At 50.3% G+C, this 18,589-nt stretch carries 20 protein-coding genes, 4 tRNA genes and 2 pseudogenes; 9 read left to right on the top strand and 17 right to left on the bottom strand.

Annotation, left to right across the window (positions count from 1 at the left end; all coding sequences use genetic code 11):
• Nucleotides 1-4: 4 nt before the first annotated feature.
• The gene (gene gndA, locus B1748_RS09950; protein ID WP_087567736.1) at nucleotides 5-1,417 is read right to left on the bottom strand and encodes an NADP-dependent phosphogluconate dehydrogenase; all 1,413 of its coding nucleotides are present in this window, start codon (nucleotides 1,415-1,417) and stop codon (nucleotides 5-7) included.
• A gap of 325 nt (nucleotides 1,418-1,742) precedes the next feature.
• Complete coding sequence (locus tag B1748_RS09945) at nucleotides 1,743-2,339, bottom strand: hypothetical protein (RefSeq protein WP_087567735.1); 597 nt, start codon at nucleotides 2,337-2,339, stop codon at nucleotides 1,743-1,745.
• Nucleotides 2,340-2,618: 279 nt separating this feature from the next.
• On the opposite strand from B1748_RS09945, the gene B1748_RS09940 reads away from it, so the two are divergent.
• Nucleotides 2,619-3,293 carry a DUF1054 domain-containing protein gene (locus B1748_RS09940; RefSeq protein WP_087567734.1) on the top strand — a complete coding sequence of 225 codons (675 nt, stop codon included), beginning with the start codon at nucleotides 2,619-2,621 and terminating at the stop codon, nucleotides 3,291-3,293.
• 134 nt (nucleotides 3,294-3,427) lie between these two features.
• On the opposite strand, the gene B1748_RS09935 is transcribed toward B1748_RS09940, so the two are convergent.
• Nucleotides 3,428-6,454, bottom strand: coding sequence for an efflux RND transporter permease subunit (locus tag B1748_RS09935; protein ID WP_087567733.1), 3,027 nt, complete (start codon nucleotides 6,452-6,454; stop codon nucleotides 3,428-3,430).
• 334 nt (nucleotides 6,455-6,788) lie between these two features.
• Complete coding sequence (locus tag B1748_RS09930; protein ID WP_087567732.1) at nucleotides 6,789-7,973, bottom strand: MFS transporter; 1,185 nt, start codon at nucleotides 7,971-7,973, stop codon at nucleotides 6,789-6,791.
• 187 nt (nucleotides 7,974-8,160) lie between these two features.
• Here B1748_RS09930 and B1748_RS09925 point away from each other — a divergent pair, with 187 nt between their 5' ends.
• Nucleotides 8,161-9,630, top strand: a complete 1,470-nt coding sequence (locus tag B1748_RS09925) for an aminotransferase class I/II-fold pyridoxal phosphate-dependent enzyme (RefSeq protein ID WP_087567865.1) — start codon at nucleotides 8,161-8,163, stop codon at nucleotides 9,628-9,630.
• A 62-nt stretch (nucleotides 9,631-9,692) separates the two neighbouring features.
• A complete protein-coding gene (locus B1748_RS09920; RefSeq protein WP_087567731.1) occupies nucleotides 9,693-10,109 on the top strand; it encodes a DUF1885 family protein in 417 nt (138 codons plus the stop codon).
• Nucleotides 10,110-10,177: 68 nt separating this feature from the next.
• Here B1748_RS09920 and B1748_RS09915 read toward each other — a convergent pair whose 3' ends face one another.
• From B1748_RS09915 to B1748_RS09905, 3 genes are all read right to left on the bottom strand, one after another.
• A complete protein-coding gene (locus tag B1748_RS09915; RefSeq protein ID WP_087567730.1) occupies nucleotides 10,178-10,489 on the bottom strand; it encodes a DUF1292 domain-containing protein in 312 nt (103 codons plus the stop codon).
• A gap of 115 nt (nucleotides 10,490-10,604) precedes the next feature.
• Nucleotides 10,605-11,177 carry a stalk domain-containing protein gene (locus B1748_RS09910; RefSeq protein ID WP_087567729.1) on the bottom strand — a complete coding sequence of 191 codons (573 nt, stop codon included), beginning with the start codon at nucleotides 11,175-11,177 and terminating at the stop codon, nucleotides 10,605-10,607.
• A 165-nt stretch (nucleotides 11,178-11,342) separates the two neighbouring features.
• On the bottom strand, nucleotides 11,343-11,549 hold the full coding sequence (locus B1748_RS09905) for a hypothetical protein (RefSeq protein ID WP_087567728.1): 207 nt from the start codon (nucleotides 11,547-11,549) through the stop codon (nucleotides 11,343-11,345).
• A 150-nt stretch (nucleotides 11,550-11,699) separates the two neighbouring features.
• On the opposite strand from B1748_RS09905, the gene B1748_RS09900 reads away from it, so the two are divergent.
• A complete protein-coding gene (locus B1748_RS09900) occupies nucleotides 11,700-12,425 on the top strand; it encodes an MBL fold metallo-hydrolase (protein WP_087567727.1) in 726 nt (241 codons plus the stop codon).
• A 123-nt stretch (nucleotides 12,426-12,548) separates the two neighbouring features.
• On the opposite strand, the gene B1748_RS09895 is transcribed toward B1748_RS09900, so the two are convergent.
• From B1748_RS09895 to B1748_RS09880, 4 genes are all read right to left on the bottom strand, one after another.
• A complete protein-coding gene (locus B1748_RS09895; RefSeq protein ID WP_087567726.1) occupies nucleotides 12,549-12,800 on the bottom strand; it encodes a DUF3892 domain-containing protein in 252 nt (83 codons plus the stop codon).
• A gap of 104 nt (nucleotides 12,801-12,904) precedes the next feature.
• On the bottom strand, nucleotides 12,905-13,144 hold the full coding sequence (locus B1748_RS09890; protein ID WP_087567725.1) for a hypothetical protein: 240 nt from the start codon (nucleotides 13,142-13,144) through the stop codon (nucleotides 12,905-12,907).
• A gap of 141 nt (nucleotides 13,145-13,285) precedes the next feature.
• Entirely contained in the window at nucleotides 13,286-13,690 is a 405-nt protein-coding gene (locus tag B1748_RS09885) for an RDD family protein (protein WP_087567864.1), read from the bottom strand.
• 95 nt (nucleotides 13,691-13,785) lie between these two features.
• The gene (locus tag B1748_RS09880) at nucleotides 13,786-14,253 is read right to left on the bottom strand and encodes a hypothetical protein (protein ID WP_087567724.1); all 468 of its coding nucleotides are present in this window, start codon (nucleotides 14,251-14,253) and stop codon (nucleotides 13,786-13,788) included.
• Between the two features lie 175 nt (nucleotides 14,254-14,428).
• On the opposite strand from B1748_RS09880, the gene B1748_RS09875 reads away from it, so the two are divergent.
• Nucleotides 14,429-14,767 (top strand): L,D-transpeptidase, encoded by a 339-nt coding sequence (locus B1748_RS09875; protein WP_087567723.1) that lies wholly within the window; start codon nucleotides 14,429-14,431, stop codon nucleotides 14,765-14,767.
• 105 nt (nucleotides 14,768-14,872) lie between these two features.
• Here B1748_RS09875 and B1748_RS09870 read toward each other — a convergent pair whose 3' ends face one another.
• Nucleotides 14,873-15,121 carry a YolD-like family protein gene (locus B1748_RS09870; protein ID WP_087567722.1) on the bottom strand — a complete coding sequence of 83 codons (249 nt, stop codon included), beginning with the start codon at nucleotides 15,119-15,121 and terminating at the stop codon, nucleotides 14,873-14,875.
• A gap of 143 nt (nucleotides 15,122-15,264) precedes the next feature.
• Nucleotides 15,265-15,337, bottom strand: a tRNA-Val gene (locus tag B1748_RS09865).
• A gap of 162 nt (nucleotides 15,338-15,499) precedes the next feature.
• Between B1748_RS09865 and B1748_RS09860 the strand changes: the two genes are divergently transcribed.
• The 3 genes and pseudogenes from B1748_RS09860 to B1748_RS37405 all read left to right on the top strand — a co-directional run.
• Complete coding sequence (locus B1748_RS09860; protein WP_256975602.1) at nucleotides 15,500-16,468, top strand: S-layer homology domain-containing protein; 969 nt, start codon at nucleotides 15,500-15,502, stop codon at nucleotides 16,466-16,468.
• A gap of 128 nt (nucleotides 16,469-16,596) precedes the next feature.
• Nucleotides 16,597-17,040, top strand: a pseudogene (locus B1748_RS37410) (NucA/NucB deoxyribonuclease domain-containing protein); the annotation flags it as partial.
• Nucleotides 17,041-17,130: 90 nt separating this feature from the next.
• Nucleotides 17,131-17,232, top strand: a pseudogene (locus B1748_RS37405) (excalibur calcium-binding domain-containing protein); the annotation flags it as partial.
• Between the two features lie 106 nt (nucleotides 17,233-17,338).
• Here the strand turns inward: B1748_RS37405 and B1748_RS09850 are convergent.
• The 4 genes from B1748_RS09850 to B1748_RS36805 form a co-directional block, all read right to left on the bottom strand.
• Nucleotides 17,339-17,424 (bottom strand) — tRNA-Leu (locus B1748_RS09850).
• A 25-nt stretch (nucleotides 17,425-17,449) separates the two neighbouring features.
• Nucleotides 17,450-17,526 (bottom strand) — tRNA-Ile (locus B1748_RS09845).
• Nucleotides 17,527-17,559: 33 nt separating this feature from the next.
• Nucleotides 17,560-17,636 (bottom strand) — tRNA-Met (locus tag B1748_RS09840).
• Nucleotides 17,637-17,731: 95 nt separating this feature from the next.
• Nucleotides 17,732-17,905: a hypothetical protein gene (locus B1748_RS36805; protein WP_179215494.1), complete on the bottom strand. Its 174-nt coding sequence runs from the start codon at nucleotides 17,903-17,905 to the stop codon at nucleotides 17,732-17,734.
• Nucleotides 17,906-18,068: 163 nt separating this feature from the next.
• Between B1748_RS36805 and B1748_RS09835 the strand changes: the two genes are divergently transcribed.
• Nucleotides 18,069-18,584, top strand: a complete 516-nt coding sequence (locus B1748_RS09835) for a 2'-5' RNA ligase family protein (protein WP_087567720.1) — start codon at nucleotides 18,069-18,071, stop codon at nucleotides 18,582-18,584.
• Nucleotides 18,585-18,589: the final 5 nt, after the last annotated feature.

The raw sequence follows: 18,589 nt of genomic DNA, 5'->3' as shown, positions 1-18,589 counted from the left end.
GCGATTAGGATTGAAGCCAGTTGAAGTGGAACGAACCTTCTTTGTCCACGCGCTTGAACGTATGGGCGCCAAAGTAATCGCGTTGCGCTTGCAGCAGGTTCGCCGGCAGACGTTCCGTGCGGTAGCTGTCGAAGTAAGCCAGCGCGCTGGAGAATGCCGGTACCGGCACGCCGTTTGTTACGGCGGAAGTAATCACTTCGCGCCATGCGCCTTGGTACGACTCCACGATTTCTTTGAAGTAAGGATCAAGCAGCAGGTTGCGAAGACCCGGATCGCGGTCGTAAGCGTCCGTGATGTTCTGCAGGAAACGCGCACGGATGATGCAGCCGCCGCGGAAGATCTTTGCGATGTCGCCATAGCGAAGATCCCAGCCGTATTCGTCTGAAGCGGCGCGCATTTGCGCGAAGCCTTGCGCGTAAGAGCAGATTTTGCTCGCGAACAGCGCCTTGCGCACAGCTTCGATAAATGCCGCTTTATCGCCCTGGAACGGAGCTTTTGCAGGACCGCTCAGCACTTTGCTTGCCGCTACGCGTTCTTCTTTCATAGCCGACAGGAAGCGGGTAAATACGGATTCCGTAATGATGGACAACGGTACGCCAAGGTCCAGGGAGCTTTGGCTTGTCCACTTGCCCGTACCCTTTTGGCCGGCGGAGTCCAAAATAACGTCAACCATCGGTTTGCCCGTTTCCGGATCGTATTTGGAGAAGATATCGCGCGTAATCTCGATCAGGTAGCTGTCGAGCTCGCCTTTGTTCCACTCGGTGAAGATTTCGTGCAGTTCTTCCGTGCTGACGTCAAGCACGTTTTTAAGCAAGTCGTAAGCTTCGCAGATAAGCTGCATGTCGCCGTATTCGATGCCGTTGTGAACCATCTTTACGTAATGGCCGGCGCCGTCCGGGCCGATGTAAGTACAGCAAGCGTCTTCGCCTACCTTGGCTGCAATAGCCGTCAGTATCGGCTCAACAAGCTCGTAAGCGGATTTCTGGCCGCCCGGCATGATGGATGGGCCTTTCAGCGCGCCTTCTTCGCCGCCGGATACGCCAGTGCCGATAAAACGGAAGCCTTTTGCTTCAAGCTCTTTGCTGCGGCGCTGCGTGTCGGGGAAATAAGCGTTGCCGCCGTCAATGATAATGTCGCCTTGATCCAAATGCGGCACAAGGGAGTCGATTGTTGCGTCCGTACCCGCTCCGGCTTGCACCATGATGAGGATTTTGCGAGGCACTTCAAGAGAAGCGACGAATTCTTCGATCGTGTAGGTTGGAACCAGGTTTTTGCCTGCGGATTCGCTGATAAGCTCGTCCGTTTTCTCCCGCGAGCGGTTGAACACGGAGACGGTGAATCCTCTGCTCTCGATATTGAGGGCAAGGTTTCTGCCCATAACGGCCATGCCGATAACGCCGATTTGCTGCTTAGACATGAGTTTCTTCCATCCTTTGTCATTAATTTTTTTAAAGTCTTACAATAGCTTTATTCTACTCTTTTTACATCCGGAAGAAAACCTGATTGGCCGTCCTCATCCATAAGAATAACCGAGAGCAAGGTTGCGTTATTCTTATAGCAAGGCGAAACGGCCACGCCCTCCTTTGGCGGCGGGGCGCGTTTCGTTCCGAGAATTATAGAGAAAGTATGATGAAATCATATACTTTCCTATAATTCAAAAAACGACCCTGCGCGCCGCACCGTTCCGGGCGACTGCATGATCGTTTCTTTAAAGCTTAAGATTTACTCTTCTCGCCATTCCCTCACAACTCTAGCTGCAGCATCTCCGAACGAAGCGCAACCAACCTTTCCTTAGATTCTGCAACCGCTTCCTCATTATGAGCCTCAAGCGCTTCGTGCAGCACCAGCAGCTCATAATCAAGCTCGAACCTCAGCACCGCCGCACGCTCTTCCGCGCGCTTCGATTGGAACGCCTTGATCATTTCCTCTATTGTCACGAAAGGTTTCTTTTGATAGATAATCCGATGCTCCATGCCTGACACCTCCACAAGTCGTATGATTTCGCCGAACATAATGTTCTCGATTACGATTTGCCGATCCTTGATTCGTTTAACGACTGCATGACCCCGTGTATCGTTAATCAATTTCTCCAGAAGCTCCGACAGTTTTTCGTCTTTGATCACATAATCGCCTACAATTTTGTAACGGGTGTTCATTCGGTGGAACTGAAGCTTCACGAGCTTCCTGCCGGTCCGAATGGAAACGAGGAACTGCCCTTCCGTCTCGCTCCAGTATAAGGAATAACCTTCCTGAATGAGATCCCGGATGAGATTTTGGATTTGCCGGCGTTCGAATCGCAGCTCCAGATTACAATATTCGACTTCGTAGCTCTTATTCACGGCAATCCCTCCCTTAACCAAGTGTTATTTGACGAAATGTTCTGACAATTTGTTCTTACCACTATCTTATACTTCATCTTATGTTCTGGCAACTTGGATTATTGACTAATTTTTAAGTCTGGGTTGCCCATTCTTCAATGCTGCCGGTTCTCCCCTCTCTCGCACCCTAGCTGTACCTATTCAGATAGGCATTTCCAATGAATTATGTTATAATCATTCTAAAATAATAAAGTTTCTCATCCATATCCCATTATTATGTTAGTAAGGAGAATACGCGAAATGACAATTACATCTGCCGACCATAAAAATACCGCTCACGCTCCGCTGGAAGGCTTCGCTGCCGCCGACTTTGACGTTTTTCAATTGGAAGGTCTCGAAGCTCGCATGAATGGCATACAGACTCTCATTCAGCCCAAATTCCGCGCTTTTGGCGAGCAAATCGTGGACGAGCTTTCCCGGCTAACGGGACGCGAGATGTACCTCCATATCGCAAAACACGCGAGAAGGACGGTGAACGCCCCCAAGGATACCTGGCTGTCGATCTGCGACAACAAGCGCGGCTACAAGTCTCATCCCCACTTCCAGCTCGGCCTGTTCGACGACCATGTCTTTATCTGGCTCGCCCTGATCTATGAGGTGCCCAACAAAAAAGCGATCGCATCCGCCTTTCTCGATCAGCTCGACGACGTTATCGAGACCGTCCCGTCTGACTTCATGATGTCGCTTGACCATATGAAGAAGGAAGCACAGGAAGTCGGAGAAATGGACGAAGCAGCCTGGAAGACGGCGCTCGTAAGATTTCGGGACGTTGGCAAAGCAGAGCTGCTTGTCGGCCGCCATCTCTCGGCGGACGATCCTGTGCTGCAGGAGGGCGAAAAGCTGCTGCGATACGCTCTTAGCACCTACGAAACACTGCTTCCGCTGTATGAGCTGGCTTGCAACCGATCGCGATAAAACGAACCTCCTATTGAGTTCGCGGGGCACATCGTGTGCAGAGCAGACGAGCAAGCCGGAGAAACCAGCGCGCATGTGCTGATTTCTCCGGCTTGCTTTGTTTTTACTCAAGGTTAATTACAAGGGCTGCAGCATCAAACTTCCGTTCCCGCTGCCGCTTCCTTCATTAACGAATCGTTAGTTGCCTTCCTTTCCTTCCTCGATTTGCGGAAGAACAGCAGCTCGTATACACAAGGCACAATGATTAACGTCAACAGAGTCGCTGCCGCCAAGCCGCCGATGACGACGATCGCCAGACTTTGGGATACGATGCTCCCGGATTCATGCGAGCCGAATACGAGAGGCAGCATCGCGCAGATCGTCGCAAGCGCCGTCATGATGATCGGCCTCATTCTTGTCGAGGCTGCTTCTAGCAAAGCATCGCGGATCGTCATGGATTGCTCGTTTTGCTTGACTCTGTCGATGAGCACGATGGCGTTCGTTACCACGATGCCAATTAGCATCAACGCACCGAACATGGCTGTGAAGTCCGGCGTAACGCCGGAGACTAGAAGCCCTGTGACCGCACCGATCGCGGCTAGCGGCAAGGAGATCATGATCGCAAGTGGAGCCCGCAGCGTTTTGAATGTTAGAACCATGATCAGATAGACGAGACCGATTGAGATAAGAGCCGTCATTCCGAGGTCCGCGAAGTCGCCGGCCTGATCCGCGGAAGCGCCGCCTACCGAGAACTCCACGCCTTCCGGAAGCTGCAAGGCATCTGCCGCCTTGGAAATTTCGGTTCCTACCACAGACAGCTTCGCTGGATCTACGCTAGCCGTCACCCGCAAATAGGGTTTGCCTTCCTTATGGTAATACAAGGTGGGTTCTTCCGTCCGAATTAACGTAGCCACCGTAGAGACAGGAACCGCCCCTGCTTCCGTCATAACGGTAAGAGACCCAAGCTCGCTCTCCGACTGCGGATCGACGACAGGCTGCAGCCATACCGGCGTCTCGCCCGTATTCAACGATATGGAGCCGATAGGGACGGGATTCAACGCGAGCTGAAGCTGCTGGGCTATCTCTTCGCCGCGGGCCAGCTCCGGCTTGACCTGGAACGAATAGACCGGCTTCAGATCCTCCTGACTGCTCTCCACCTTCTCTACGCCTTCAATTTTCGCCAGAGCCTCCTCCAGCATGCCCGCCGCCTCGGCGAGTTTCTCCTCTTCGCCCGTCACGTCGACGAACACCGTCGTAGAGCCTCCGCCCATCATCAAATCCGTCGCGCTCGCCAGCAGTTCGGCATCCGGATATTCGCCGCCCTGAGCCCGAAGGGCATCAAGCGTCTTCTCCGCGTCGGCTCCTTTCTTCATGCCCACCAGATAAGAGATTAGCGTAGGAGACGACACGGCTCCGAACTGGGCGTCATCAGAGCTGTTGCCGACGGACATCATTGTCCATTCCACATCGGCCCGCTCAACCAGATAACTCTCCAGCTTCGTTCCGCCCGCCAGCACCTCATTCTCCGGCGTGTCGTTAGGATACTCCAACGTTACGCTTAAATTCTCCGCGCTGGAGGAATCCAACGCGGCTTTCGGCATGGTGACGTATGCGCCAACCGACCCGGCCAGCAGAACCACCGCCAGCGTTAGCGGTATCCACTTACGCTGCAAATTCCATGCCAGGAACTTCGCGAAGCGAGGCGCTCCTCCGTGTTCCTTCTCCTTCGTGCCCTTCAGCAGCCATGCACTAAGCAGTGGCACGACGGTCAAAGCGACAAGCAGAGAGGCGAGCAGCGAGTATGTCACCGTCAAAGCGAACGGCAGCAGGAACGCCTGCAACGAACCGCGTAGCAGCCCCATAGGCAAAAACACCGCTACCGTTACGATCGTCGAAGATGTAATCGCAGACGCGACTTCCCTTGTCGCGTCTGTTATAAGCGAGACGGAGAAGGCCTCCTTCTGCAACCTGCGGTATATATTCTCGATGACGACGATGCTGTCGTCCACGAGCCGTCCGACGGCAACCGCTACGCCTCCGAGCGTAATAATGTTCAGCGAAACGCCGGACAGCTGCAGCAAATAAAGTGTGATGCCCAGCGAAAGCGGAATAGATACGATCGTAACGATCGTCGCTCTGAAGTTGCGCATAAACAACAAGATGACAATAGTAGCGAACAAAGCGCCTAGCAGTACTTCGCGCAGCATGCTGTTAACGGAATGCTCCACGGATTCCGCGCTGCTTAGCAGTACCGAAACGTTTACGCCGCCGCCCTCCGCGCCAAGCTCTTCGACCTTCGCTTGTATGGACTTGCCGACCGACACCGCATTGGCATCGGCTGCCTTCGAGACGGTCAGCAAAACGGCGTCCTTGCCGTTCATGCGGCTGACATTCTCCTTCTCATTCGCCAGCGTCACCTCGGCGACGTCCCCAAGCTCGACTCCGGGTAGAACGGTCAGACGCTTTAGCGTCTCCAGCGTGCCGATCGTTTCCGTAACGTTGAGACTGACGGCTTGACCGTCAATGCTTCTCTCGCCAATCGACGCCTGTGCGCCTCTGCCCTGCAGCACTCCCATTAATGTCTGTACTGGAATGCCTGCAACTGCGAGCTTGTCAGCGTCCGGCTGAATGTGGATAACCGCCTTCGCTCCGCCCGATACGGATATTTGACCGGCTCCTTCGATGCCTTGCAGCTCGTTTTTAATGGCGGTCAGCCGCTCTTCGCGCTCTTGGCCGCTTACGCTCTCATCAAACGTAACCGTGACCCAGGAGATTGGAATCATCGATGTATGGAATTGGATGACAAACGGCGGCATCACATTGCCTGGCAGCGGAACGGCTGCTACCGCGCGCTCCACCTCCGCTTTCGCTTCCTTCATGTTTGTGGAAGAATCGAAGTTAAGACTGATCTGCGAGTATCCTTCCCCGGAAGTGGAGAACAACGACGTCTTGCCTTTCGTGAACATAACCGCCTGCTCAAGCGGCTCCGTGACGCGCTCTTCCATCGTCTTCGCATTGACGCCTTGCCCGATGGACGTAATCATAACCTGCGGATTATCTGCCGCGGGCAGGAACTCCATCGGCAGCCTTAAGTAACTGATAACTCCTACCACCAGCGCCATGACGACCAATAACCCGATTGCCGCCTTATTGCGGAACGACCAACCTGTAATACTGCTCATGCTTTCCAATCTGCTCCTTTTCCGAAACCGGTTTTGTTTGTTTTGTCTTTACCATCATACGGGTAAGGAAAAACTTGCAAAAACGTCTCCAGACGGTATTATTGCCACGCCGTTAGCCGGAGGCAAAACAGGACTTTGGTCGGGGATACGCCTCAAGTCTTAAGGTTGCATAATTTCTTAAACTAAAAAAAGCCCCCCATCGAGATGGGGAGCCAGTCTGTCATGCTCAAGGTGTAACGCATTGCCCCCTCTTTTGGCGGGTGCAGCGCGTTACACTCCGAGAAATATCGAGATAGTATGACGTTTTGATTTCCTAATGTTTTAAAATAACGGTCTATCCTTCTGCCGATACGGTTCGCTCCTGTTCGTCCAATTGACGGAAACGGAATACGAACAGAAGAGCGGCAATGCATAGAACGCCTCCGATCAAATAAGGCAGACCTTCGCCAATCGTGAAAATAAACGATCCTAACAGAGGGCCCGCGATTCGTCCCAGACTATCCATCGACGAGCTTAATCCCGATGCAACGCCTTGTCCGACCTTCGTCTTCTGGGTAATGAGCGACGTTACGCAAGGACGGATCAGTGCGTTGCCGACTCCGAACACCGCGAGCGACAGAATCGCCCATGTCAGCGAGTGCGCGAACAGCAGCAAAAAGAATCCTGCGGCCGAGATGATTAAGCCGATCACAATATAACGCGGCTCCTCGCCTTTCTTAATCCGCCTTCTAACGATGCCGCCTTGTACGAGCGCGCCGACGATGCCGCACACGAAGAAGAGCAAGCCAACCTCAAGCGGCGTTACGTCGAACCGGCTCATCCCGAAAAATTGCAGAGTCGCTTCCATGCCCGCAAGCGTGAATGTCACGAAGAAGGCAAGCACGTACAGATGTTTGAGCGGTCCCTGGAATGCCGTCCACCGCGAAGTTCGCTTCTCGGCTGGTTTCTTGCGCTGCTCGGGTGTCAACGATTCGTTTAGCTTGAGCAGCGCGAGCACGAAAGTTAAGAGCGCCAAGCCGGCTGCCGCGAAAAACGGCGTTTCGTGCGAGACGACGCTGAGCAGCCCCCCGAAGCCTGGGCCGATCGTGAAGCCGAGGCCGATCGACATGCCGACGAGCCCCATGCCCTTAGTACGCTGCTCCGGAGGAGTAATGTCCGCCACATAGGCGACGATGACAGACGCGACAGCGCCCGAGAACAAGCCGCCGATCGCCCGGGAAGCGTACATAAGCGCGAGATTGCCCGAAGCGAGACCGAACAAGAGAAAGCTCGCGGCGAATCCAAGCAGACCGATCAAAATGATGGGCCGGCGACCGATCCGGTCCGACCAATTGCCCCAAAGCGGCGACAATATAAAGGATACCGCCGAATATAACGCCAGCATCCAGCCCGTGTGAAGCTCCGCGTTCTCCGGGTCGGCATCCTGTATAATTTCTGGCATAACCGGGATGATAATGCCGAAGCCGATAAAAGTAATCATCAATATTCCCATTACAATGAGCAAACGCTTATCCTTCATGCCGTTAATCCCTCCACCATACTATCGTACCATAAGTAGGAACGGTGCAAGTATGAACAATTTTGTAACAAATACGATAAATCCCGCGCCTGGAGCGCCTTCTACAGATAAACTTTACTTGCAAAACCGCTTGTTTTTGTTATACTCAACTTTGTTTGTACATCTGATGAAAGGCAGGGATACGGCGATGGATCATAATAAAACCCCGCTCTTCACTGCGCTACGCGAACATGCGGCGCATAATCCCGTTCAATTCCACATTCCAGGTCACAAAAAAGGCGTCGGAAGCGACTCCGAATTCCGCGAATTTATCGGCGACAATGCGTTGTCGATCGATCTTATCAATATAGCTCCGTTGGATGACTTGCATCAACCGACAGGCGTCATTGAAGAATCTCAGAAGCTTGCGGCGGATGCATTCGGCTCTGACTTTACTTACTTTTCCGTACAGGGCACTAGCGGCGCGATTATCACGATGATTATGTCTGTCTGCTCCCCCGGCGACAAAATCATCGTGCCTCGCAACGTGCACAAGTCGATCATGGCTGCTATTATTTTCGCCGGCGCGAGACCTGTATTTATTTCGCCTGCACGCGACAGCACGCTTGGCATCGACCATGGCATCACGACCCGTTCCGTTCGCCGTGCACTGGAGCGTCATCCCGACGCCAAGGCCGTGCTCGTTATCAATCCGACTTACTTCGGCATCTGCGCCAACTTAAAGGAAATCGTCGATCTGGTTCATAGCTACGATATTCCGGTACTGGTAGACGAAGCTCATGGCGTGCTCATTCATTTCCACGACAAGCTGCCGATGTCGGCCATGCAGGCCGGAGCGGATATGGCAGCAACAAGCGTGCACAAGCTCGGCGGCTCCATGACGCAAAGCTCCGTGCTTAACATTCGCAAGGGACGCGTAAATCCGCAGCGTGTTCAGACGATCATCAGCATGCTGACAACGACGTCCACATCCTATATTCTGCTGGCTTCGCTCGATACATCACGCCGCAATCTGGCCTTGAACGGCCGCGAAATCGCTGAGCGTGTCATCGAGCTGGCACAGGACGCTCGACGCCAGATTAACGAAATACCAGGTCTGTACAGCTTCGGCGAGGAAATACTTGGCGGTGAGGCGACTTACGACTACGATCCGACCAAGGTCTCGATTCATGTGCGCCATCTCGGCGTAACAGGTTACGACGTCGAAAATTGGCTTCGCGACAACTATAATCTGGAGATCGAGCTTAGCGATATGTATAACATTCTTTGCCTAGTTACGCCTGGAGATACGTCGGAATCCGTAGCGAAGCTTATTCAAGCGCTTCGGGGCTTATCCGATGCGTTTCATGCAGGGGCCGAAGCACGAGAATTAGTCGTTAAGATTCCGGAGATTCCTCAGCTTTCTCTTACTCCGCGCGATGCCTTTTATGCAGAAACGGAGGTCATACCTTTCAAGGAGTCTGCAGGACGTATCATTGCCGAGTTTATCTATGTCTATCCGCCAGGTATTCCGATCCTGCTGCCGGGAGAGGTTATCTCGCAAGCGAACATCGATTATATTGTCGATCATGTTGAGGTAGGCTTGCCCGTCAAGGGTCCCGAGGATCGAAGCATCCAGTACGTGAAAGTAATCGTCGAAGAAACCGCCATCTCTTAATAAACCATATTTATTGTCAAGGTTTCCAGCTCATGCTATGATGCCCTTAGAGGTGATGATAGATGAGTCAGAGTGCTTACATCAAGCTAGTGGAAGGCTCAACCGCTCAAGACATTACGCTTCAAGACATTCGGGATACGTTGGCGCATTATGTGAGTCAGACTGCCTTGACCGGCGAACAACTCGGTTGGGACTACGCAAGCGCCGCCTTCCCGTACACGGAAGAATCCGCCGGAGACGACCGATGGTTCTACCTTAAAGGAACGGCCAGACCTTATAAGTACATGATTTTGGGAACTTCGGTGACGACGAGTGTCGCCGGCTCAGACGTCAACTGTATTCAGGTCGTGTTGCCGGAAGGCTCTACACACGGCGACAAGGCCAAAGGCAACGAGCTATGCAAGTATATGGCCAAGAAGCTGAAAGCAGAGCTCACGATGTTTAACGGCAGAACGATTTATTACAATCCACGCAAATAAAACGATAACGGGCTGCACAGTCAGGTTCAATACCCGGCTGCGCAGCCCGTTTAATTATTGCTGCATCCTTATTCTTCGTTCTCGGTACGCGCAATCTCTTCGTAGATCGCCGTTACGCGCTCCCACTCCGCATCGTCTTCGATGCCGACCAGAAAGGCTTCGTCGTTCTCTTCTTCAATGCGGAATATAACGCCGTCCAGCTCCGGATCTTGACGATCCAGCAAAACTGCGTACGCATTGTTCTCGGATTCGAACGTATATACCATGACCATCTCGCGTTCTTCGCCTTCGTCATTGGTCACAATGAACACATGCTCTTCGTGTTCGTGATCGTGATCATGACCGCAGCCGCAATCCGGTCCGTGCTGATGCTCGCTCATGTTTGCAACCCCGCTTCCGTTAATTAATCATACCTGCCTATCGTAACATGTTCGTATATCGCGGGTCAAACGAAAGAAGCCCCTCCATGGAGGGACCTCATGATAATTAATGCAGTTAACCTTTGGATGAGGAAGTGATGAGCTTCTCCGATACGACTACCCAATCTTCCGAGTTCGACAGACGCATATAGAATCGTACTTTATATTTGCCCGTGGCGTCGAACTTGTAATCGAATTCATCTGTGATGAACCAGAAGGAATCGTTGTTGTTCGTCACATTCTCGCTTTGAATAAACCGCTCCTTGCCAGACGGATCCTCAATCGTTACCTTTACGGAAGCAAGATCGGTCTTCACATTGTCAATTTGGGAGAATACTTTAATTTTGCCCTGATATCCTTTGTTCACGCCGCCGAACGGCTGACTGCCATTGTACAGAAACATATGGACGTTCGGCTTGTAAAGAATCGCCCGCTTATTGTTATCGTCCCATCGGACGATGGCTCCCATCGCTTCCGCAATCTGGCGCAGCGGCAAATAAGTCTTTCCTTCCAATAATACGCCGCCCTCATCCTGCTCTGTGCCATTGATCATGACGCGTACCTTCTGGGTAGTGGCGTCCGCGAATATCATGGTGCCGCCCCATATGGACAGCAACGTCAGCATTATCGCAATTTTCCTGAACTTCATCGCTGCATAAACCCCCATCCGCCTATTCTGGATGTAAATTTATACTCTTGCTGTCCAACAAAGTTGCGCTCATTTTTTATCATTTTTTCGTCAAAATCATAAATATGATCCATTGTCAAATGCTGTTGAATACTGCGCTTGCCTGGGAAATACAATCAAAGAGTATTACCCGTATGTTCTGGTCAGGATGCACGGCACCCCTTTGCCCACTGCACCAGGCTCTTGCATACGCGCCAAGTAGTTCATCCCTTTGGCGCAAGGCGTCTTGCATACTCTGCAGCTCTCCGACAACACCAGCTTATAATGAACCTGTTTGTGGTCGCTTGCCACCTTTTTTTTCTTCACGCTTTTTCCTTTGCCGCCTTTGCTCATCCTGACCATCCTCTCCCTTTAGGTCCAGCTTCAACATCGTATGAATGAGGACGGAATGTTGCACCTGGAAATGGCAAGCTCACGCAAATTTTGTTACAGTAGAGAGAGTAACGGCAAAAATAACCATACGAGCAATAGGAGTGTGAATAGATGTACATAACGATGCTTGGAACAGGCAGCGCTTTCGCCAAACGATACAATAATAACAACGCTTTAATAGAGTCGGGAAATTATCGTCTGCTTGTGGATTGCGGTATAACGCTGCCTAAGGCTCTGCATGACCATGGAGTCACGTTCGCAGAGATCGATGCGGTGCTGATCAGCCATATTCATGCAGATCATGTTGGAGGACTCGAAGAGCTTGCGTTCCAAATGATGTTCAAATACGGCCGCAAGCCCCTCCTCTATATTGAGGAGTCGCTCGCCCGACCGCTTTGGGAGCATACGTTGAGAGGCGGATTAGTGCAAGGAGAGCTTAATGCCCTTGATCATTTCTTCGAGGTGCGACCGCTGACACACGGCCAAACTTATGAGCTTGCGCCGGGACTGCATGTTAAGTTAATAAAGACGGAGCATATACCTGGCAAGGACAGCTACTCTTTCCTCTTTAATGAGACATTTTTTTATACGGCAGACATGGTGTTTAATGGAGAGCTTCTAACAAATCTGGTACAAGCGGGGGTTACGACTGTCTATCATGATTGTCAGCTTGAATCGCCCGGGGTTGTCCATGCCTGCTTGGACGAGCTGCTGACGCTGCCTCGGGAAATCCAGAATCATATCTATCTCATGCATTATGGAGACGCGCTTGAGGATTACCGGGGAAAAACAGGGGCAATGCGTATTGTGGAGCAAGGCGAGAAACACAAGTTGTAGCTCAAGCCAAACAACCCCGATCCTTCATATAGAGCAGGCGATCGGGAGAAGAACTCCTTTGCACCAAATCCATAGAAGATCGGGGTCGCTCGCAAACGTTTGATCGTCAGAACTCCTGGTTATCTAGAAAAGCGGCAACTGATCCAGGTTGTTGGTTGGATCGCCATCGGCATCGCCGCGCAGATACGTTTCTCCATCCCTGCCTTTGAAAGCATTAACGCCGGAGATTCGACCAGCTTGTACTTCCTGCAAGGCCGTTGCATAGTCCAATTGACGACCCGAGGACGTTTTAAATGCCGTTAAATCACCGTCACCATTTTTCTGAACCGCTACAATCGTCTCTCTTGCATCTTCCGAAATTTGATTCTGATCCATACCTGATCACTCCTCCCGAATATTTACAGTCGGTACGGAGTTAGCTTGCCTCGACACCCTTAGGAATATTCCCAAAACTGCCGACTGCGAACAACGGAGGAGAGTCATCTCTTCTTCCTTCGAGACCTTTTGCCGGATATCAACGCGAGCAATCCTTCCTCTTCGGCCTGATTATCGTCCTCCTTCTTTGCCAGAAGAAGCGCCCATAAGGCAAGAAGATCGCCTATAACAACGACGACACCCGCAATAATCGCCAAATCTTCAGATGAAATGGTCGATTTACTTTTGCTTTTGATGGTATTGGAGGAGGCTCCAGCCTCCCTTCCTCGTTTAGATTTGGCCACGACCATTCCTCCCGCCCGTCTGTAAAGGTATGATAGTAGTCTATTCAGATAGGCGGATATGGTATGGGCGAATGGATAACGAATAAGGAGCGGCAGCGATGAATCGCCGCACGCTCCTCCTGTGCTTGCATTAATTATTTATTAAACACGAACGACTTGCGTGCCTGCTATAAAATCGTGGATGCCCCGTTTATCTTCGCGAAGACCCACCATAAACCAATCTACAATCAAAGCGATTCCAAATGTAACTCCGACAATAACAGCCCATACAACATTGCGCATCAACATGTTACCGATATGCGGCGGCTCATTGTTAATGACCCTAATAATTCGAATGCTGCATATTTTTTTACCGACTGTGTAGCCATTCCAGAAGACGGGCAGTAATAAAGCGTACAAGAAAGACAATACATTTGTGAAGACGGATTCTCCTGAAGAACCGCCTGTTAAAATGAGGGAAAGAACGCTTAGAGGGATCCCGATAATCAGGCCGTCCAGCAAAATGGCTCCGAACCGAATCCAGAAGCCTGCTGGATCGTTCGGCAGGGGCTGCTGATGATCCCAGTTGTTTCCTGGATTAAAATTCGTTGATGGATATGAATGGTTTTCATTCAAGTTCTTCACCTCATTATTGTTATGGTTTAAAACCAACGGGGGAAACGCTTATATTTAACTGTAATGCCCTGCTTCATCGCCCAATGTTTCAGCGCCTCCATACATTCATCCTCTTCGCCGCTGTTCTTCATTCTGAAACATAACATTGGTGGTATCATTTTTTTACCATGACGTTTGAATCCGATGACAGGACGAAAATAACCATTCGAATAAATGGCTTCCACTGCTTCGCCGTCTATTCGGCGGCCAAATAATTCTAACGATGACTGATGTATATGTAACTGCGCAGGCTTCTTATTCATAATGATTGCGTTTAGTAAATAAGCAACAACCGCACTGAAAGCAATCAAGATGCTCCCTAAATAAAGAAGTAAAAGACCGCCCCATTCTGGTTCGGTAAGGATCAATAAGTAGAATTGAATGAACAGATAAAATAGAAATAGAAAGACGGGCACAATTCCCGTCGAAGGCTTAACCTCAATTGTTTTCTCCATGCCAGTCCCCTTGTATCATCTATCATCCCATATCCAACAATAACCACGAATTCATTATACTTGAAATCGATGGATTGAACACTGATTATTTAACCTTATTCCCATTTCTTTCAGTGCGTTCACCCAGTCCAATTGGAATGCTTCTTCGTAAGATGTGACGAGGAGGAAACTGCCTATGCCCTATCGAAGAATCATCATTGATTTGTCGGATCGTCACTTATATTTATTGGAGGATAATACTGTCGTTCGCGGTTACCCCGTTGGCATAGGCCGAATGGTCACTAGCACGCCTGCAGGCGAATTCACGATCGTCAACAAACAGCTTAATCCTGGCGGACCGTTCGGCGCCTTCTGGATGGGACTCTCCAAGCCGCATTACGGCATTCATGGCACCAACGATCCCAGCTCCATAGGTCACCTGGTATCTCATGGCTGTATACGCATGTACAATCAAGACGTGATGGAACTTCAGTCTCTTGTTCCTGTAGGAACTCGGGTAACCATTCGGCCATAGGTTTTTTCTGGGCTACTCCGAGAAATGAAAGGGGTTCTTAACAACGCCTTTAGCGCTGTAAGAACCCCATAATTTCAGCTATAAAAAAAGAAAAACCTATCGAGCCTATCCCGCATTGCCCACCTTCATAATATCCATGAATGGCACTCTTTCTGTTTCGCCATTTCCTTTCTCGACATGAATCAATTTTGTTCTGGAATCCAGCTTGACTATCCTTCCGACAACCGATCCCTGATTCCAGATCTCCAGTTCTACATTTTCTTTTTCTTGATGTGCCTCTACCAGGCGTTCTCCTAACTCCTCTAACACAAATTCATCTCTAGTCGGCCTTTTCGGTCCTTTATCTTTCGCCATGCCTGATCACCCTTTATCATTTTTTATTTGATTGCCCAATAGTGTAATCAGTCAAATTTGTCCTGATGCCTGAAGCGCTATAAGAACCTTTTATTTTTAGAATAAAAAGCAAAAAACCCTTGATATACAAGGGTTTTTCTTTATGATCTGTAGTGGGCTCGAACCACTGACCCCTACCCTGTCAAGATAGTGCTCTCCCAGCTGAGCTAACAGATCGTATCGCAGTGACAAGATATAATATATCAAATCCGGATAAGCTAGTCAATAGTTTCTTTAAAATATTGTAATAATAATTTGTCCCTCCTCCCTGCAACCTATTGGTTAAACTTCCCGTCAATGACAATGCAGCTGCAAAAAACAAAATCAGAGGTGAAATTGATGAAGAAGAAACCGTTGTTTATTATGGCGATCGTCGCGGTCCTGCTCTTCACGTTGGGACAATCCGTCATGGCCTTCTCCGACGTATCCAAGGATCCGAATGCAGACAAAATCAACGCATTAAAGGAAAAAGGGATTCTTTCCGGATATGCGGATGGCGAATTCAAGCCGAATGGCACACTGTCTTACGCTTCTGCCATTTCCATGATTGTGAAAGGCCTGGATCTTAACCTTGATCATGTACGCTTTATTCGTATGCCACTGGCAAGCGACAATCACCCTAATCTGGAAGATGATGCTTGGTACTCCCAGGCTTTCGTTATTGCGGACTTCTACGACTTGGGCATTCCCAAAGACGTGAAAGCGACCGATAAAATTACGAAAGAGCAATACGCCCATCACCTGTTTAAAGCGATGATGACCAAAGGCGACTACGCCTTCATCGAAATCTTCATGCTTATTAATGACGAGGCGGACATCGACTCGAAGTACATGGACAGCATTCAGAAGCTGCTAATCAGCAAAATCGTATCCCTGGACGACAAACAAAACTTCCATCCTACTAAAGCAATTGCGCGTGGCGAAGCGGCAGGTTGGCTGTTCGACGGAATCCGGTTCGTGGAGGAGCAAACGCCGATCGAACCCGAGCCAGAGCAACCAGCCTACGATTTCGAGCTTAGCGTCGATGCCGTTAATGCGGATGTAAACAAGGTTACGGTTTCTGCTCAGCTGCCGCATCCAGGTTACGGCCTGCGCATTGCTTCTATCTCCTTCGAAGGCAATAAAGCGCTGATAAACGTTGAAGTCGTGCAACCGGATCCAGATAAAATGTATCCGCAAGTCATTACCGAAGCCAAAGTATCCACGTACGTGGATGCCAAGTTGAAGCCCGAACTGGCTTCTGACGCGGCCTCCTCGGCTTCCGGCTCCACGGGAATCTCAGACGATAGCGTGAGCAGCAACCAATAAGAAAGCAAATTAACTTCTGGACAATGGTCATGCAGACTCCTGTCCGGGAGTTTTTTTTGTGCGTGCCAATATTGTAGAAACTTCCGGATTCCTTTACACTAAAGAAGTAGCGCAAATAGATCGGCAAGTTGATTGTGTACGAAGAGAGGAGCTTAAGTTTTTTGTTGAGCAAGAACATCATTGTAATTGCGCTTCTATGTCTTCTGACAGCATGCAGCACTTCTACGGGAACTAACGTATCCCAACCGACGGAGTACGATATCGAGCTGGTGTTCCCAAGCGATAAATATCCGGAAACGGCTCTCCATATTCATGGTGCTATTGAACAAGGTTTCTCCAATATCTGCACAATCGATCGTGAAGGCGCGGAAGCTAATCGCAAGGAATCGCTTGCAGGCATTGAAACACGAACAGGTTATGACCGTGATGAATGGCCGATGGCCATGTGCAAGGAGGGCGGCAAAGGAGCCAGCGTCGCCTACATCGATGCCAGCGATAATCGCGGGGCCGGGAGCTGGGTGGGCAATCAACTGTCGGAATATGCGAATGGGACGAAGGTTTTATTCGTCGTTGATAAGCCCTCTAAGCTATTTCCCGAGCCGGAGACGGCCGAGCAATCGCAAGAACCGCAGCCTGCGAAGGAAACGTATTACGCGAACTGTACGGCGGTCAAGGAAGCAGGAGCTGCTCCCCTGCATAAAGGCGATCCCGGCTATCGATCTCAGCTGGATCGGGATGGCGACGGGGTAGCGTGCGAAGGATAACGCTACTCGCACAACAAAAAACCTCCATCATATGATGGAGGTGTCCCGTGTTCTAACTGACGTTAAAACAACTAACGCTATGTAATTCCATTAAATGCATTAAAAGTGCCGAGGACCGGGATCGAACCGGTACGGTAGTCACCTACCGCAGGATTTTAAGTCCTGTGCGTCTGCCAATTCCGCCACCCCGGCAGGATAGCAATGTTTGTGTGAAAAATGGTGGGCCCTGAGGGACTCGAACCCCCGACCAATCGGTTATGAGCCGACCGCTCTAACCAACTGAGCTAAGGGCCCTCGAAGACGTTATAATAACGTTATAGTCGAGTTTGGTTGCGGGGGCAGGATTTGAACCTGCGGCCTTCGGGTTATGAGCCCGACGAGCTACCGAGCTGCTCCACCCCGCGAAATTATCCACTTTCAACACCACATCTTTAATGGCGACATCAATTAATATACTACAGGTGAACCTTTCCAGTCAAGCATTAGTTTTATAAAAAATTCACGGTAAAAATCGTACGCCATATCTGCCTCTCTTGGAACGGAATACTTCTACCTCACGAGGGCAGTCATAACCGTAGATCCACCAATCATTTTCCATCCGCCTGACCAAGCAGCCCGCTTGAAATTTAGTCTCATATAGACGCAGCCAATATACCCATTGTATCTTCATCATGATGCCCTCCCGCTATTCGACGAGTAATATGCAGTTAGTTTACCCCAAAGCCGGAAATCCATTGCATCTTGATGTCAATCGTCCGTTGCCAGAAGTTCTTAGTAAAGCAGTCTTATGGGTATACTATTAGAAATAACCATCTGCAGATAAGGAGTTGGTCAGAATGCTGTTCGGTATTTGCGTCTTTCCCGAAAAAAACGTCCAGGACGAAGCAAATAAATGGCGAATTCGCCATGATCCCCACTATTGCAATATTCCGCCTCATATGACGATCCGGGAAGCCGAAGAATGGGATGAATCCACTTTAAAGCTTGCTGTCGATCATCTGTCCAAGTCGACTGCGTCATTAAGTCCATTCAAGGTCACATTTAATCGGGTATCCACGTTTTTTCCTGTTACGCCGACGCTCTATTTCGCCTTGGAGGACCCCGCTCCTGTCTTGACGCTTCAAGAGACCATTTGCACCGGACAGCTGGCACAGACGCTCCACAATTACGTCTACACACCTCATATTACGATTGGCAGAAATATGCCCCCAGGAGAGCTCCATGACCTGTACGGCAACCTGAGAATGAAGCAGATGAAGCTTACAACGGTCATCGATCGCGTTCATTTGCTCTACCAGACGGAGCAAGGTGGCTGGACCGCTTACCAGTCCTTTCAGCTCCGCGATAGTTAAATCCC

This window comes from Paenibacillus sp. MY03 (assembly GCF_002165585.1).
Taxonomy (GTDB): Bacteria; Bacillota; Bacilli; order Paenibacillales; family Paenibacillaceae; genus Pristimantibacillus; species Pristimantibacillus agaridevorans.
Note: the sequence above shows the minus strand (reverse complement) of the source record. Positions and strands in the feature narration are given on the sequence as shown.